Here is a 16,448-nt window from a genome sequence, read left to right on the forward strand (position 1 = left end):
AAGGTTCTTCTCTACGGTTTTAGCGATAACCTCCGCCGCTGACCGCGGCCGTTCAAGGCATTCTTACTTATTTAAAAACGACAAGCAAAACAGACAATCGCCTTCCGTCCGCAAATGACCGTAGTAGACATTACAGATATGGAAGCCTTCATGGTAAAGACGGGCCAGATTGTCGTAGCCTTCCCCAGTAAGCTCCTTGGCCTGTGCGGCGGTGACATGAATATGGGGTACCACAACCGGCGGCTCGGCATCGTTCTTCAGCAGCTTGCGCAGCTGCTGATTTTCTATGCTTAACCGATTATTTTCTTCAAGGAGCTCGATGATTTGCTTCTTCATCTGTCCCAGTTCGGAGTATATCGCACCCATTTGTTCTTCCATTTGCTCAATCTGAACAAAAATGTCTCTTTTATCCACACATTCACCTCAAGAAAGCTCGAACAACCGTTAATGCTGCTCTACCACATCGTCAAAGGATAGCTCCATGACTTTACCGAGCTCATAAATCTGCACTTTTACGGTACGCTCGTTAATATTTAGCGAGACTACGCGGCCGTTTCCGAGCGAAGAGATCACGTCGCTGCCAACCCGCGGCACATCTTCTTTAATGCTTTCATAATTATCGTGCTCATACTTCAAGCAGCACATCAACCGGCCGCATAGACCGGAAATTTTCGTCGGATTCAAAGACAAATTTTGATCCTTGGCCATCTTGATCGAGACCGGCTCAAAATCGCCGAGGAACGAGGAGCAGCATAATATCCGTCCGCATGGGCCGATTCCGCCTAGCATCTTGGCTTCGTCGCGAACTCCGATTTGCCTTAGTTCTATTCTTGTCCGGAACACTCCGGCCAAGTCCTTAACCAGCTCCCGGAAGTCTACTCTTCCTTCGGCGGTAAAATAAAAAATAATCTTGTTGCGATCAAATGTATATTCGACGTCCACCAGCTTCATTTTGAGCTGATGGTCCTTGATTTTCTCCTGACAAACCACAAACGCGTTTTTAGCTGCGGATTTATTGTCCTCCACGAGCTGAGCATCGGTTTGATCCGCTATCCGGATCACTTTCTTCAGCGGCAGTACGACATCGGATTCCTGAACCGTTCGTTTGCCTATAACGACTTTTCCGTATTCAATACCGCGAGCGGTTTCAACGATAACCGCGCTTTCCTTATCGACCGGCAGGTCGATCGGGTCAAAATAATAGATCTTTCCCGCTTTTTTAAAGCGGACGCCAACAACCGAGTACAAATCTACACCCCCTTCAGCTGCATCAACATTTTTTCCAGCACCAGCTGCGAGTTGGCATGAAAGCGAAGCCTTTTCTGCTGTTCGATCGCCTGCTCCAAACAGCGCACCCAATGCTTCATATCGTAAGATAAGGCCAGTCCGCCCGTCCATTCGGTTTGATCTGCATATACAAGCTCCGACCGGTTGCCCAGGCTGAGCTGCACCATATCTTTAAGCCATAAAATAAGTAAATCCATAAACAAAGGAAGCTGGTCCGACAGCTCCGACTTGGCCAGCTTTTGCTGCGCTGTCAGCAGCGCCGTAGGCAGTCGGGACATGCTTTCTCTAGTCAATTGTATCACTAGGTTTCTGATTTCTGCAAACCCATTTCCTTGAATAAGCTCGCGCGCCGCATCCGGTCCCGCCGCCAGCCGGACGGCCGCCTGGATCAGCACCGACGGATGTCCTTCCGCTTGAAGCACGGCGACCATCCGGTCGCGGTTCATCGGAGCGAACGGCACCCACTGGGCCCGCGAGCGGATGGTCGGCAGCAGAGCCTGTCCATTATCCGTGATTAGAATCGCTACTACCCGGCTCGTCGGCTCCTCCAAAAATTTCAGCAGGCTGTTGGCAGCCTGTACCGTCATTTTGTCGGCATCCTCCAAAATATACATTTTCAGCCCCGAAGCGGATGCGCGGTAAGAAAACTGCTTTTGCAGCTCGCGAATTTGCTCGATTTTAATCGAAGCTCCTTCAGGGCGAAGCCAGTGCAGGTCGGGATGGTTGCCGTGCTCGACCTTGCGGCAGTCAAGGCATTCCCCGCAGGCATCGTCCGGCAGCACCTTACAGTACAGCGCTTGCGCGAAAGCGAGCGCCATCTGACGCCGTCCCGTCCCCGAAGGCCCGGTGAAAATGTATGCATGAGATACTTTGTCCCATCTCAGACTGTTCTGCAATATGCGTTTGACGCGTTCCTGTCCTGATATCGATTGAAAAGACATGGTTGGTCGTCCCTGTTATATCCTTTCCTATTATATATAGACCATTTTACCACTAACGGTCGTAAGATCAAAAAGCAAGATTTATCAGCATCCCGCGAATTTCGCCGATTTTATGCAGCAGCTCCATACGCCCTTGCTCGCTCTCCAGCAAATCGTCGGCCAGCGCCAGCAAATGCTGATCCACTTCCTCCAGCAGCTTGTACCGCTTGGAGCGGCCGCGGCGGTCCCAACCGCGCGTATTGCGCAGCTGGACTCCGCGGCGGGCCGTTTCCTCCAGAAACTGCTTCACGAGATGTTTATACTGACGCAGCTCCCGCACCGTCATCGACCGGGACAGCCGGTCTCCCTGCAGATGAATTTGCTGTAAAATGCGCTGCAGCTGCTCCTGCGACGCCCTTTCGTCCTGCTGCTGCATCATATCGGAGAACGATTTGTTCTGCAGCTGCTGAGAAGAAGCCGCTTCGCTCCGCTGAATTTCGTTACCGAAAGGGCGCCAGCCCGGATTAATTTTCACGCTGCATCCAGCCTTTCATCAAATCAGATCATAGCAACGTCTTGCGACGTTATCGTTCCCTTAGAAATGCTCGAACCGCTCGACCGGAAGAACGAACACGGCCGCTCCGCCAACTTGAACTTCCACAGGGAAAGGAATGTAAGAATCCGTCGTTCCGCCCATCGGCGAAACCGGCGTCACGATTTGCTCGCGAATTTTGCAATTGGCCTTAATGACCTGCATGACCTCGCTTACTCGCTCATCCTCAATACCGATCATGAAGGTAGTGTTCCCGGCCCGCAAAAAACCGCCCGTACTGGCAAGCTTGGTTGCGCGAAATCCTTCTTTAATCAAAGCGCTCGAGAGACGATTGCTATCTTTGTCCTGTACAACGGCAACAACTAATTTCATTGGCTTAGCCCTCCTTTGTCTATTTACAGATGACCCGGTTGAAAGCCCGCAGCAAAAGTTGTATTGTGACTTGGCGTTTGGTGAAAGCATCGTAAGTGTCTAGCGCAAAATACGACAAACAACGAGGGAAAAAAATTAGGAGATCGTTCTTACTCTATTAATTTGACACGGAATTGTTGAATTCCTGCTTCCATCTCAAGGAAAGCTGTTTCTGGAACTGTACGCGCGGGATCACCGCTTTTCCCCAAACAGCTTTACTTCCGGGTATAAAGCAGTATATGCCACGGGTAGGCTCATGGTTCCAAGCCTATGCGGCATGCAATCCGGAACGAGCTTACTGCCGCTTCCGCAAAAACCGTTCCAAATGCTCCTTCACCATCACGAACACATCGTCGATGACCCCGTTGGCGTCAATGCTGACAATCCGCTCGGGAAAACGCTCCGCTAGGATCAGGTAGCCTTCACGTACTTTCTGGTGGAACGCCAGCGACTCCAGATCCAGACGGTTAATTTCCCTGTCCTTGCGAGAATGGATTCTCCGCAGGCCCTCCTCGGGACTCACATCAAGAAAAATCGTCAAGTCGGGGAATGTATGTTCTATAGCGAATTGATTAATCATCAGCACCTCTTCGATGCCAAGACCTCTTGCATATCCTTGATAAGCCAAGCTGCTGTCGATAAACCGGTCACAGATGATGACTTTGCCCGCTTCGAGGGAAGGAACGATTTTCTCGACAAAATGCTGCCTTCTCGCCGCGGCGTACAGCAGCGCTTCGGTTCTAGCTTCCATCTTCGTATTTTTCGTGTCCAAAATGACCGACCGGATTTGCTCCGCTATTTCAATACCGCCCGGCTCCCGGGAGGTAACGACTTCATGCCCAAGCGCGGATAAATACCCGCTAAGCAGCTCTATCACTGTGGTCTTGCCCGCGCCTTCGCAGCCTTCGACCGTTAAAAAATACCCTCTTTGCATTCCATTGACTCCAATCTGTATAAATGGCCGACCTTGCGGCTTTTACGGCTAAAACCATACGTTATCCTTTAAAGATATTATGATTATATACTTTTTACCGCATAATACCTAGCGCATCGATCCATTTGGCGAGAAAAACATGCAGAAAACAAAATTCCCCGCTCCCCGTAAAACTTGTTAAGCGTCGTGTCCGACAAAAAAGCATGCCTCGACATCGCGAAGCATGCTCATGCTCAATTCAATGGAAATTACAAAATAGAGTCAACGTTATAGACGGCAAAGCTACGGATGGATGCTCCCCCCGTCTGCTCTACGATACTGAGCCGGAGACGATCGGTGGTGACAGAGGGAAACCGATCGATTTTTTTATGGCCGATGGCGCTCCCTCTAACCAGTTCGACCCACCCTCCTTCGACCGCGGCTTCCAGCGCATACTCGCGTACGCGCTCGCCGAAGCGGATATCTTCCATCAGCACGGCATGGTTTATCGTCAGCGGCCGGTCGAGATGTATTTCCCTGTGCTCCGAGCGCTCGTCCGCAGCCGCGGCGGGCTGCCCGAAGCTGCGCCGGATCTCCTCGCCGAAGTCGAGCAGCCGCTGCGCGTCCGCTTCGGGGAACAGCCCGCGGCGGTCTGGAGCGACATTCAGCAGCAGCGTTGCGCCGTGTCCGACCGAGCGATAATAGACATCCATCAGCTCACGCAGAGTGAGCAAGCTCGCTACATCGTCCGGATGCCAGAACCAATGGTTTTTACGTATCGGAACATCGCATTCGGCCGGCAGCCAAGCGGGCGTCTCGGGCAACCACCGCTGCTTCTCCTCGGTAAACATGCTGATGCGCGCCGTCTCGGCCGCGTTCCAGCACGGATAAGGGGCTACGCCGTCTTCATTGCCGACCCATCGGATCGTGGGAGCCCCCATATTGAAGATCATCGCCTCCGGCTGATAACGTTTCACCAATCCGATAATGCGCCGCCAATCGTACTGCCTCCCCTCCGATCCCGCTCCGTCGAACCAGACTTCGACAAGCGGCCCGTAACCGGTCAGCAGCTCCGTCAATTGAGCGGCATAAAAGTCGTCGTAGGCGGCGGGATCGGCATAGCACTCTGCGTTGCGGTCCCAAGGCGAAACATAAATGCCGAAGCCCATGCCTTCCTTGCGGCAGGCTTCCGCGCATTCTTTCACGACGTCGCCGGCTCCGTTCCTCCACGGGCTCGATTTTACCGAGTATCCGGTAGTCGCGGTAGGCCATAAGCAGAAGCCGTCATGATGCTTCGCCGTCAAGACGAAGTAACGGAAGCCCGCTTCCTTGGCGGTTCGCACCCATTGATGCGCATCCAGCTCGGTCGGCTGAAACCGCTGGGGCGAGTCGGTACCGTCCCCCCATTCCTGATCGCAAAACGTATTGATGCCAAAATGACAAAAGACTCCCAGCTCCAAATCCTGCCACAGGAGCTGCTCCCGCGAGGGCATTGCGGGGGTAGGAATGCTTGGCTGCTGCATGGTCATCCTCCTTTATTATGAACGGCGCGTTGGACTACGGCGGCCCGTAAGCCCGCAGCAAGCCCGCTTCCTCCGCCCCAGCGGGCGGAGAGCGGGCTTCATCTGCAAGCGGCTAAACCGCTCTGCTGCTTTTTACTTCGACGCCTTCGCTTTATAGCTTTCATTCGTTTCCTTCAGATGGCTTTGGAAGCCGGAGTCGTCCTTCATCGTTTTGACGAATTTATCCCAGTCGTCCAGGCTGGACTTGCCGATGATAACGTTAATGATCATATCGTTGATCTTCTTATTCCAATCGGCGCCCTTTTCCTTAAATGCCGCCGATTTAGGAAGACCGTACTCGGGATTCGGCTCGGATACGGCAGCGATCGTGTCGATCAGCTTTTTGTTATAATCCAGCACATCGCTCGGGATGCCTGCCGTAGCGGCACGCAAATATTTGTTATAGTAGCCGGTCACCCATTGGCCGGTGGAATCGCCGGAATAGCCTTTCTTCTTGCCGTCTTCCGTCTGCGTCACCGAACCGTCGGAAGCGAGCGTAAAGTCGACATCCTTAATTCCGTAAGTGCCCAGATTGTATCCTTCTTCCGTTGCCGTATAATCATAAACTTCAAGAATGCGCTTAAGCTTCTCCTCGCTGACCTTTTTGCTGACCAGGAACTGGCCGTAGTAGCCGATAGCCTGCTCATAATGCGCCTTGCCGTCCGACGCTTTCGGCAATTCGAATGCCATTAGGTTGGCGTCCGGATTCGCCTTTTTCAAATCGAGATTGAATTTGTACGCGTCCGATACGTTCGTAATGGCCGCTCCGGCTTTGCCCTGCACCACCATATCCCGTACTTGCTGGCTCTTCATGACAGGCAAATCCGGCACGATGCCCCCGGCCTGGAACGTCTTGTTCCAAAACTGGAGCGCTTCCTTCGCCTGTGGAGTCATCCAGTTCGGCGTAATGCCGTCGGCATCCTGGTGCCAGCCCGTGCCTGCCCCGAACATACTGATCAGGTAACCGGCAGGTCCGGGAGAACCGAACAGCGCGAGCCCGTACGTATCGGCCTTGCCGTTGCCGTCAGGATCGTTTTTCGCGAATGCGGACAGCACGTTGTACAGCTCATCCATCGTCTTCGGCGGCTGCAAACCGAGCTTATCCAGCCAATCCTTGCGCAAAATCAGCGCCTCGGACCCGTCCAGCGGTCGTACCCGAGGCAGCGAATACAGCTTGCCTTTAATCGAAGCGTTATCAAATACGTTTTGCGGATATTTCGACAAATTCGGATAATTTTTAATATATGGCGTCAGCTCCCAAAAAGCTCCCTTGTCGATGCCGTTCAGAAAGCTCGGCGTGGTGCTGAAATCTTCGACGAACGTCACGTCGGGAATGTCGTTAGAAGCAAGCAAAACATTCAGTTTCTCCGTAATATTGTTCGCAGGAATATAATTGATCTTCAGATTGACGTTGAACTTCTCGCCGATCTTCTTCAGCCCTTCCAGCTCGCCTGTCGGCGCGGCGCTGAACGCTATGGTCGTAATCGAAATATCCATCGGCTTGCCGGAGGAATCCCCGCCTGGTGAGGATGCTCCATCCGAACCGGACTTGCCGCCGCCGCATGCGGCCAGCGAAGCGATCAGGGCGATCGATACGGCGCCTGCCGCCATTTTATTCAACTTATTCATCGAAATGACCTCCCATAATGTATGGTTTCTATAGCGAACCCCGGTTATCCTTTTTACAATCCGAGGATACGGCGCTTGCTAACGTTGACGCTAAACGAAATGAATTTCCCGAAATGACCGCTAGCCCGCCTGAATCCCCGCTAAGGAAGCGGCGGACAGCTATGCTTCTCATCCTTTTACCGAACCGACCATCATTCCTTTGACGAAATATTTTTGCAGGAACGGATACACGATCACAATAGGAACGGACGATACGACGACGGCCGCCATTTTGATCACTTCCGGTGGCACGGTCTGCTCGCTCTGAATCATCGCCGCCACGCTGGGATCGGCCATTTGCGTCGAAGCCTGAATCAGCAGCATTTGCAAAATTACCTGCATCGGCCGAAGCGCGTCGTCGTTAATGTACAGAATGGCGTTGAAGTACGTATTCCAATAGCCGACCGCGAAAAACAATCCGAAAGCGGCCAGCGCGGGAACAGATAACGGCAGCATGATCCGGAAAAACACGCCGATGTCGGAGCAGCCGTCGATTTTAGCTGCTTCCTCCAGCTCCGCGGGCATCTCCTGGTAAAAATTTTTCATCAGAAACACGTACCAGGCGCCCGTTAATACCGGCAAAATAAGCGACCAGAGCGTATTCGTCAAACCGAGTGTATCCACCAGCATATAGTTTGGAATCATCCCCGGCTGGAAGAGCATCGTCAGCAAGATGGCGACAAGAAAAAACTGCTTGCCCTTCAAGCGGCTGCGGGACAGTACATACGCAAGCGAGCTTGTTACCGCCAGACTCAGCGCCGTACCTCCTACAGCCAGCACCGCGCTGACCCCCATAGACTGCAAAAACGTATTCGTCGACAAAATGTACCGGTACGAGTCAAGGCTCCATTTTTCCGGAAACAACACGATCGATTTCGTTACAAATTCGTTCGCATCGGTAAAAGACACGATCACAACATATAGAAAAGGCAGCATCGTCACCAAAGCAATCAGACTTAGTACCGTGTAATTCAACGTTTGAAACATACGGGTTCCCGCCGTCGGCTTCATCAGTACAGCCCCTCCTCTCCGAACTTCTTGGCCAGGCGGTTGCCTCCGACGACGAGGATCAAGCCTACGACCGATTTAAAGACGCCGGCAACCGTCGCATAGCCGAACCTTCCGTTCAGTATCCCCACGCGGTATACGTACGTGTCGAACACATCGGCTACAGCGGAGACGGGGGCGCTCGACATCAGATAAATTTGCTCGAAACCGACCTCCATCACCTGGCCGAGCCGCAGGATGAACAGGACGATGATCGTGCTCCGAATGCCCGGAAGCGTCACGTTCAGCATCTGCTTCCAGCGGTTCGCCCCGTCGATCTGAGCTGCCTCGTACAATTCCTGATTGATCGAAGTCAATGCCGCGAGAAAAATAATCGTTCCCCAACCCGCTTCCTTCCATATGCTTTGGGCTGTCAGCATGAGCCAGAAGCCGTTAGGATCGGTTAAGAACGGAATCGCCTTTCCTCCCGATTGGGTAATGAGCTGATTGACTACGCCGGTGCCTTGACTTAAGAGCAGAAAGCAGATGCCGACGATAACGACCCAAGACAGGAAATGCGGCAAGTAAACGACCGTTTGCACGAACCGCTTGAAGACGAGTCCCCGGACTTCGTTCAGCAGCAGCGCGAGAATAATCGGCATCGGGAAGAAAAAGATAATGTTCATGAAACTGATCGCCATCGTATTGCGGAACAATATCCAAAAGTCGGGATTGGTGAAAAACTCATGGAAATATTTAAATCCTACCCACTCGCTTCCCCAGAAGCCGCTCCAAGGCGAGTAATCTTTAAAAGCCAATGCCAAGCCCCAAACGGGCAAGTACTTGAATATAAGAAAAAATAACAGACCGGGCGCGGCAAGCAAGTACAAGCCTTTGTCGCGCTTTAACGCAACGGCCCATTCCTGCAGCATTCCGGGCCTTTCCCTCTTCGCCCGAAGTTTCGCCGCTGCACTAAGCTCATCTGCGCGGCGGACAGCTTTAGCTCCCGTTTGTTCCATAAGCTTCACCTCCTGTTGTCGTGACTCGCGAATCGTAATGTCTGTATCTTACCGGGAGAGTCCAGAGCCGCTCAAGGTCCAATTCTTATGCTGCGGCGGAGCGAAAAAAGGGGGATGTCTCCAGCATTCCAAATCATGCTTATCCCTTGCTGAGACTGGACCCGCGGCATCTGTTCCCCGATTTTGTCCTCATGCTTCCGTTAAAAAATGAGCATCCCTGCACAAAGAACAAATCCCCCAAAAGCCATCCATGCCGCCGACGCGGCACCACAGACAATGGAAATGGGGTACCAAGAGTAATTTCCAGGGTAGTGACGTGATGCTCTGAAGCTTATTCCGTCCGCATCCAGCCTAAGCTGGATCGTCTAACCATTCCTCTGGGATCGTTCTCCTTTCGGGGGAGAACCCGGATTTCCACAGGATATTGCTGCGCGTCATTTCCTTAACAATAAAAAACCACGGTCCCCCTGAAAAAGGAAGACCGTGATACGAGCCGGCGACAGCGGCGATTTTAGGTTGGGCCGGACTCCGCTTCGCGAAACTGGCCGGGCGTACACCCCGTCTGTTTCTTGAAGACGCGTATGAAGTTTTTCGGCTGATATCCGACCTTCTCCGCCACTTCCGTTACGGACAATTCGGTCGACCTCAGCCATATCTTGGCTTGATCGATCCGGTAAGCCGTCAAATATTCGATGAAAGACACGCCCATCACCCGTTTGAACAGCTTGCTGAAGTACGGCGGGCTGAGACCGCAAGTTTCCGCCACCTGATCGAGCGATAAATCCAGATGGTAGTTCTCCTGAATGAACGATGCCGCAATATCGAGCGTGCGCTCGTATTCCTGGTTTTGCCGCTGGGCCATTTTACGGGCGATAGGTTTAACGAGCTGCTCCCGAAACCAATCGTTCAATTCCCCGATCGAACGGCATTCATTCATTTGCCGGTAAGGATCGATGTGTGTCGCCGAAGGGTCTCCGAGATCCTCCAGCTTTAAATTCATAATGAAAGCAACGCGCATCGTCGCCGTCATCAGCTGATAATAAGCCGTACGAATACGTTCGGTTTCCCGCAGCGTTTCCTGCGCGTAGACGGCGAACCGCTCCAGCTGGCGCTCCGCTTCTGCGGCGTCGCCGACTCGAAGCGCCTGCTCCAAACCGGCCTCGATCTCGAACGGGTACGGATAAGGCTTAGGCTCTGCCTCACCCGTGTCCCCGCTTCGAATGACCTGGCCCGTACCGGCCCAGAACCGCGCGCGCAGCGCCATCGCCGCTTGTCCGAAGCGCATCGGCATCTCATGAGGCGGGCCTGCGCTATCTCCCGCTCCTACCGTCACCGGCAGTTTCAAATAATCGGAGAGGATGTCTATAAGCTGCTTGGCGAATTGATGGACGCCCGTATACCAATCCTCACTGTCATCCGTATCCTCCCACAGCCAGACGGCAATCTTGTCATTGAGCAAATTGACCGCAATACCTTTGCCTCCGCTTTGCTCCAGCATATCTTGGGCAATATTCTTGATCGTAAAGACGATCAATTCCTTATCGCTTGCCTTAAACCGGCTTCCGCTGCCCGGCGATTGGTCGTACGTCAGCACGAATACCGCATGCGCTTGACGGAAAGGCACTTCGTACCGTTCAAACATCCCTTCGAGCTGCTCCAACGTATAGTGAGCGAAATGCCCCTGCAAAAATTGCAGCGCATAGGCTTCGCGGATCGCCGGCAGCTGTTCGCGTAGCTCGGCCTGCAGCCCGCTCGTCTCCCGGTTTAGCTCGGCCCAGCGCGTCTGCACATAGCCGATCTCATCCGCCAAGGGATCGCCTGGACGGCCCCCCCTTACCAGCGATACGAGATGCTCGATAGGCCGGTATACGCGGCGGGTTCCCCAAGCGGTTGCCGCACCGCCCAGCAATAAGAATATAACAATAATAGCCACCGTAATGACGGCAATGCCTCGCGATTTGGCATTCAGCTCGCGAATCGGAACCATATCGAGATAGGTCCAGCCGTTAAAGGAGGAAATATGCGAAGTAACGAGATAATCCCGGTTATCCCAGCGAAACGAGAACGGACTGCCGCTTGCCGCTTGTTCGCGCACCTTCTCAAACAAGCCGTCTGGCACCTTCTGGCCGCCGGAGGAGACGACCCATTCCCCTTTATCGTCCAAAATGAACGACTGCTCCCCTTCATAGACGGAGTATTTGGTCATGTTCTCCTGCAAAAAAGACGGAGCCAACTGCACGAACAATAGCCCGATCGGCTCGGAAGACTGGAACGGCACCTGGCATACCAGCGTAACGCCTACCGTACCGTTAGATAGGGCAGGCAAAAAGGCGAACGGTTCATGCACCCAATTCATCGCCTCGCTCGAAGCCATCCAGCCGCGAAGCTGGCTGCGTTCCTCTTCGCTGCGAAGCTTGCGCCCTCCCCCGTCGGGAGAAATAAGATAATCGTCCTCAGCAATATACATGACGATCTGGCCTACTTCGGCGTTGCTGTTCTGCAAAGAAGATAAATTTTTGAACAGGCTTGAATAAAATCCGGAATAATTGTTCCACTTCAGCTCCGTCAGATTGGAACTGAAAAAAGAACCCAGCAGCATTTGCAGGGCATTGCTTCGTACCCGCTGCAACGTGGAATCTATCGAATACGACGCGTGCTTCAGCACCCGAGCGTTTGCCTGGTCCACCTCATTGCGAATCGCCGAGGAAGAAAATAAGTAGCTGGATACCCCTACGGCGATCACGGGAATGACGGACGCCAGCAGCGATACGACCAGCATGCGCCGCAGCATCGTTTTGCGGAACGCCGCAAACGGATTGCGAATGCGAAAATAACCGTTTTTCATGCTGTGACCCCCTCTCGGTTATTCTCACCTCTCTAGTCTAGCGAATCAACGATCGGCTTGGCAAGAAAGCGCCGGCCATCCCGCCCTCTTCTTTCGTCCATTCACGGAGTCCCTGGAAGCTTTGGGCGGTATCCGGCCGTCCCATGCTTTCCTTCCCTATGCCAGCCCATCATTACAACCTCCTTTGTAATCGTTTTCGGGAATACCCATTTTTTATCATAACGATCCTTCGCAATCATGCTCAAGGGACAATTTTTACGATAGCGTCATCGCAAAATGTGGGCATGCTTTGCCGGCATCGCTTTGAATCTGCAAGAAGGGCCGTCGGCGAGCTATCCCCCTTCTCTTGACCGAGAAAAGAACAAATCCCCCAAAAGCCATCCATGCCGCCGACGCGGCACCACAGACAATGGAAATGGGGTACCAAGAGTAATTTCCAGGGTAGTGACGTGATGCTCTGAAGCTTATTGCGTCCGCATCCAGCCTAAGCTGGATCGGCGTCTAACCCTTCCTCTGGGATCGTCCTATGGGTAGACTTTCCTTTCGGGGGAGCCCACGGATTTCCACAGGATATGGCTGCGCATCATTTCCTAAACAACAAAAAAACGCTTGTCCGCCGAAGCGGTGCAAACGTTTATCGAACGACTAGGTGATCAATACGGAAAGCATCGGCTGTTCGCCTTCTATGAGTCCGTGGATGCGCGCTCCCATTCCGATAAGCTGATCCAGGTAACGAACGACCTCAGACGATATTTTTTCTCCCGGACATAAGACGGGGATACCAGGCGGATAAGGTACGACCATTTCGGCTGAAGATAGACCGACGGTATCGGCCAGCGGAATTTGTGCGGTCGCTTTCTGCCTGTATACGGACTCATCGAAGGAGACGGGCTGCGAGAGCCCGGTCATTGCCGTGTACGATGCGAGTGCGATCGACTCTCCGTCCGATAGCCTGTGCGGCTCACATCCTTCTGCGATCTCTTGGAACGCCTGCACAAGCCGTACCGAATCCTCCTCGGTCGATGCCAGACTGAATACCAGCAAGACCGCTTGCGGATCGGCCAATTCCACGTAACAGCCGCGTTTTTCCAGCTCATCCTTCAATTCAAACCCGCTCAAGACGCCGGCCGAATGCTTGACCGCTATTTTAAACGGGTCCTGCCCAAGTCCCCGGTCATGCGGAGGCGACAGCAGAATAAATTGATCAAGCTTGCGCATTTGCTCCATAAATCGATCAACAATGCGAATCCCTTGTTCCAGCAGCTCCATTCCCTGCGTATGCATCTGCCTGCGGCTCAAATCCAGGCTCGCCATAAGCGGATAGGACGGACTTGAGCTCTGCAGCATCGTCAAATAGCGCTTCAGCTCCTTGCGGTCTACCCTGTCCCCCTGCACATGAAGCATCGCCCCCATCGTCATTGACGTTAGCAGCTTATGCGTTGATTGTACCGCCACGTCTGCCCCGCAGGATAATGCCGATTTCGGGAGGGCCGGATGAAATCCGAAATGGGCCCCGTGCGCTTCATCGACAAGAAGCGGTTTCCCGTACTCATGAAGCAGCTGCACAATGCCTTCCAGCGGCGCAGCGATGCCGTAATAGCTTGGTCTAGTAATGAGAAGCCCTTGGGCTTCGGGATATCTCTGCAGCGCTGCTTTGACGTCTTCTATGCGGACTCCCAGCGTTAAGCCTGTCGCCGGGTCTACCTCCGGGTTTAGAAACACGGCCCGCGCCCCTGCCAGCATCAAGCCGTGAATCACCGATTTATGGGCGTCGCGCTGCACCAACAGCAGATCTCCTCTGCGGCAGACGCTTAAGATCATCGCCAAATTGCCGACCGTACTCCCGTTTATAAGAAAAAACGTTTCCTCGGCCCCGAAACATTCTGCCGCGAGCTGCTGAGCTTGCCAAATTGCTTCCTCGGGATGATGAAGATCGTCAAGCCCCGATATTTCCGTCAAATCGAGTTTCATGATATGTTCGAAAAAAGGGCGTGCCGCCGCTTCCAGCCCCTGCCCCGATTTATGCCCGGGAACATGCAGACTGGCATGTTCTCCTTGCGCATGCTGCACCAATCGCTCAAATAAAGGAGCGCTGTGATTGTCCATGTTGTAATTCTCCCTATCCACATTTGCTAAATAAAAGGTATATATTTATCTATTGTATCAAAGAAAAAGGCTCCTACCAACGGTTTCTGCCGCCGGCAAGAGCTTCATATCGCTTGTTTAGCGTATTTACGCATGTTTTCTATAAAAAATTTGCCTCATTTGATGGATAAAAAAAGGATATTTGGCATCCATAACGTCGGTTTGAATCATTTCGTGTTCGCAATCTTCACAGATGAATTCAGATATGATCATAATGCCGTTTTCCTTCGTTTGTCCGCAGATGATGCAGTTATGGGCTATCACTGGCTGCTGGGCCGCGTCTCCCATACGTCTCACCTCTATTCTTCTTTTCTATCAGTATGTCCTTTTTCTCTTAAAGTAAACGTTGATGATATATTTTTATGAAATTGGCCTGTACATGGTTCCGAAAAGCTTATGTTTCCTTGCCATTTTGCCGATATAGTATTTGCCGCTTTACCTGTTTGAAATCTATGAAAAAATGGACGAGTGAGGATCGAACGTGAAGGACAAGCAATTATCTAAAGAATCCACGGTTTATCATTACCGGCTGCTCCAGCGAATTCATTACAAGCCCTTGTACTTCCAGTTGTATTGGGGGCTTCTCGGCTTAGTATTTGTGTGGGATTTGATTCGTCTTCAGCCTTTTCCGCTGCTGCTCGGGCTGCTGCTCATTCCTAATTTACATACTCTGCTCATTTATTTGTACTTCAAATTTAAGGAAAAGCGACCGCTCAAACAATGGATGTTTCAGTACCGCTTGCCTTGGATCGGGTACGTTCCTACCAGTTATTTTGCCCTGTACCGGATGATGCATCTTCATATTCATCTTCTATGGGTAACGATCGTCATATGCTGCTGCTTTTTTCCATGGGTTTCCATAAACCTGATCGCTCATGTCATATTTGTTCACTTATGGGTTATTGCGCCTAGGCTCTTTATTTTGTTCCAACTGAGAAAACATGCAGAATCAGGGTATCTCAAATTAAATGAGCAGGATACGTCATGCTATGCACAATAAAACGGGCTGTTCTCGTTAAGATTACGGCTGATTTCTGCGATGCCTCGTAAACAAGCGGTACACCAAATAAATGACAACCGCCCAGAACAATAACCCGATAAAAGAAAGAGGCGAGCCTGCTCCCGGGCCAAAGCCCATAAATCCGAACGGATTAAAGAGACTGCCGATGAGCGCGCCTGCCGCAAAACCGCCGAATATTCCGCCCCATCCTCCTCGGGTCGGCGTACCGTAACCCGGATTCGTGGTTCGGGGGTTATTGGCTGCGTTGGATGGGTTTCTTCCCGGCGCCGTAGTACCCGTACGGCTCCCTCCCGGGCTTCTCACTCCGGAAAACGAGCCTCGGCCTGAACGATAAGCTTGACCGGTTACTTCCCCTTCCCGGTCAGACGGTACCTTCACATAAGGCTCAATCTGCCCTTCTTCAATGGCAATTGTCCTCCCCTTTGCCGATACCTCCCGTTGAAATCCAGACATTAGAGCGAGCACAAGGCAAAGACTGATGATTACATAACGTTTCATACCGTTTCCTCCGCTGAGCTTCAATTGGACCTTTGTCCGAATCCAATGATATTATCAGCCCCTGTCTTCTTTTCTATTCGGAAGCGACACGTCCAGAAAACACCGCTAAGTAACTTCTTTGTCAACGAAAAAAAGCCCCGCGGATAAATATCCACGAAGCTTTTTTTGTGTGCTTGGCGACGTTCTACTCTCCCAGAACCCTTCGGTTCAAGTACCATCGACGCTGGAGGGCTTAACGGTCGTGTTCGAGATGGGAACGCGTGGTTCCCCTCCGCCATCATCACCAAACGGTTTTACTTGTTCAAGGCTTGCGCCTTGAAAACTAGATACGAAACTCGTGCGCGTTGTTGAGCAATGGTTATTTGTTCTTCCCGGTTTGTTTCCGGGCCCCGAGAAAGTATTTGGAATCAGCTTCGAAGCTTCTCTTCACTTTCTTGGGAATTTGGTTAAGCCCTCGACCGATTAGTATTCGTCAGCTCCACACGTTGCCGTGCTTCCACCCCGAACCTATCTACCTCGTCGTCTTCAAGGGGTCTTACTTACTGGGAAATCTCATCTTGAGGGGGGCTTCACGCTTAGATGCTTTCAGCGCTTATCCCGTCCGTACGTAGCTATCCAG

Annotated in this window: 15 protein-coding genes and 2 rRNA genes; 1 reads left to right on the forward strand and 16 read right to left on the reverse strand. The window is 52.3% G+C overall.

Annotation, left to right across the window (positions count from 1 at the left end):
• Nucleotides 1-63: 63 nt before the first annotated feature.
• The 13 genes from yabA to N0M98_RS24095 all read right to left on the reverse strand — a co-directional run bounded on the left by yabA (nt 64) and on the right by N0M98_RS24095 (nt 14,598).
• The gene (gene yabA, locus N0M98_RS24035) at nt 64-414 is read right to left on the reverse strand and encodes a DNA replication initiation control protein YabA (RefSeq protein WP_249860607.1); all 351 of its coding nucleotides are present in this window, start codon (nt 412-414) and stop codon (nt 64-66) included.
• A gap of 30 nt (nt 415-444) precedes the next feature.
• Complete coding sequence (locus tag N0M98_RS24040) at nt 445-1,248, reverse strand: PSP1 domain-containing protein (RefSeq protein ID WP_249860606.1); 804 nt, start codon at nt 1,246-1,248, stop codon at nt 445-447.
• A 2-nt stretch (nt 1,249-1,250) separates the two neighbouring features.
• On the reverse strand, nt 1,251-2,228 hold the full coding sequence (gene holB, locus N0M98_RS24045) for a DNA polymerase III subunit delta' (RefSeq protein WP_249860605.1): 978 nt from the start codon (nt 2,226-2,228) through the stop codon (nt 1,251-1,253).
• A 67-nt stretch (nt 2,229-2,295) separates the two neighbouring features.
• A complete protein-coding gene (locus tag N0M98_RS24050; protein WP_249860604.1) occupies nt 2,296-2,742 on the reverse strand; it encodes a YaaR family protein in 447 nt (148 codons plus the stop codon).
• A 60-nt stretch (nt 2,743-2,802) separates the two neighbouring features.
• Nucleotides 2,803-3,132 (reverse strand): cyclic di-AMP receptor DarA, encoded by a 330-nt coding sequence (gene darA / locus N0M98_RS24055; RefSeq protein WP_249860603.1) that lies wholly within the window; start codon nt 3,130-3,132, stop codon nt 2,803-2,805.
• A gap of 334 nt (nt 3,133-3,466) precedes the next feature.
• Nucleotides 3,467-4,105: a dTMP kinase gene (gene tmk, locus N0M98_RS24060; RefSeq protein ID WP_249860602.1), complete on the reverse strand. Its 639-nt coding sequence runs from the start codon at nt 4,103-4,105 to the stop codon at nt 3,467-3,469.
• A 248-nt stretch (nt 4,106-4,353) separates the two neighbouring features.
• Nucleotides 4,354-5,607, reverse strand: coding sequence for an alpha-L-fucosidase (locus N0M98_RS24065; protein ID WP_249860601.1), 1,254 nt, complete (start codon nt 5,605-5,607; stop codon nt 4,354-4,356).
• 132 nt (nt 5,608-5,739) lie between these two features.
• Nucleotides 5,740-7,275, reverse strand: coding sequence for an extracellular solute-binding protein (locus N0M98_RS24070; protein WP_249860600.1), 1,536 nt, complete (start codon nt 7,273-7,275; stop codon nt 5,740-5,742).
• 168 nt (nt 7,276-7,443) lie between these two features.
• Complete coding sequence (locus N0M98_RS24075) at nt 7,444-8,325, reverse strand: carbohydrate ABC transporter permease (protein ID WP_249860599.1); 882 nt, start codon at nt 8,323-8,325, stop codon at nt 7,444-7,446.
• A complete protein-coding gene (locus N0M98_RS24080) occupies nt 8,325-9,320 on the reverse strand; it encodes an ABC transporter permease (RefSeq protein ID WP_375295550.1) in 996 nt (331 codons plus the stop codon). The genes N0M98_RS24075 and N0M98_RS24080 overlap by 1 nt, the downstream gene beginning before the upstream one ends.
• A 511-nt stretch (nt 9,321-9,831) precedes the next feature.
• Nucleotides 9,832-12,165 (reverse strand): AraC family transcriptional regulator, encoded by a 2,334-nt coding sequence (locus N0M98_RS24085; protein ID WP_249860598.1) that lies wholly within the window; start codon nt 12,163-12,165, stop codon nt 9,832-9,834.
• A gap of 645 nt (nt 12,166-12,810) precedes the next feature.
• Nucleotides 12,811-14,271: an aminotransferase class I/II-fold pyridoxal phosphate-dependent enzyme gene (locus N0M98_RS24090; RefSeq protein ID WP_249860597.1), complete on the reverse strand. Its 1,461-nt coding sequence runs from the start codon at nt 14,269-14,271 to the stop codon at nt 12,811-12,813.
• A gap of 126 nt (nt 14,272-14,397) precedes the next feature.
• Complete coding sequence (locus N0M98_RS24095; protein ID WP_249866385.1) at nt 14,398-14,598, reverse strand: sigma factor G inhibitor Gin; 201 nt, start codon at nt 14,596-14,598, stop codon at nt 14,398-14,400.
• Nucleotides 14,599-14,791: 193 nt separating this feature from the next.
• Here N0M98_RS24095 and N0M98_RS24100 point away from each other — a divergent pair, with 193 nt between their 5' ends.
• Nucleotides 14,792-15,310, forward strand: coding sequence for a hypothetical protein (locus tag N0M98_RS24100; protein ID WP_259619413.1), 519 nt, complete (start codon nt 14,792-14,794; stop codon nt 15,308-15,310).
• Nucleotides 15,311-15,331: 21 nt separating this feature from the next.
• Here N0M98_RS24100 and N0M98_RS24105 read toward each other — a convergent pair whose 3' ends face one another.
• From N0M98_RS24105 to N0M98_RS24115, 3 genes are all read right to left on the reverse strand, one after another.
• Nucleotides 15,332-15,829, reverse strand: coding sequence for a hypothetical protein (locus N0M98_RS24105; RefSeq protein ID WP_259619414.1), 498 nt, complete (start codon nt 15,827-15,829; stop codon nt 15,332-15,334).
• Between the two features lie 171 nt (nt 15,830-16,000).
• A 5S ribosomal RNA gene (gene rrf, locus N0M98_RS24110) occupies nt 16,001-16,117 on the reverse strand.
• A 154-nt stretch (nt 16,118-16,271) separates the two neighbouring features.
• A 23S ribosomal RNA gene (locus N0M98_RS24115) occupies nt 16,272-16,448 on the reverse strand; the annotation flags it as partial.

Origin of the sequence: Paenibacillus doosanensis (assembly GCF_025060755.1) — a bacterium.
Lineage (GTDB): Bacteria > Bacillota > Bacilli > Paenibacillales > NBRC-103111 > Paenibacillus_S > Paenibacillus_S doosanensis.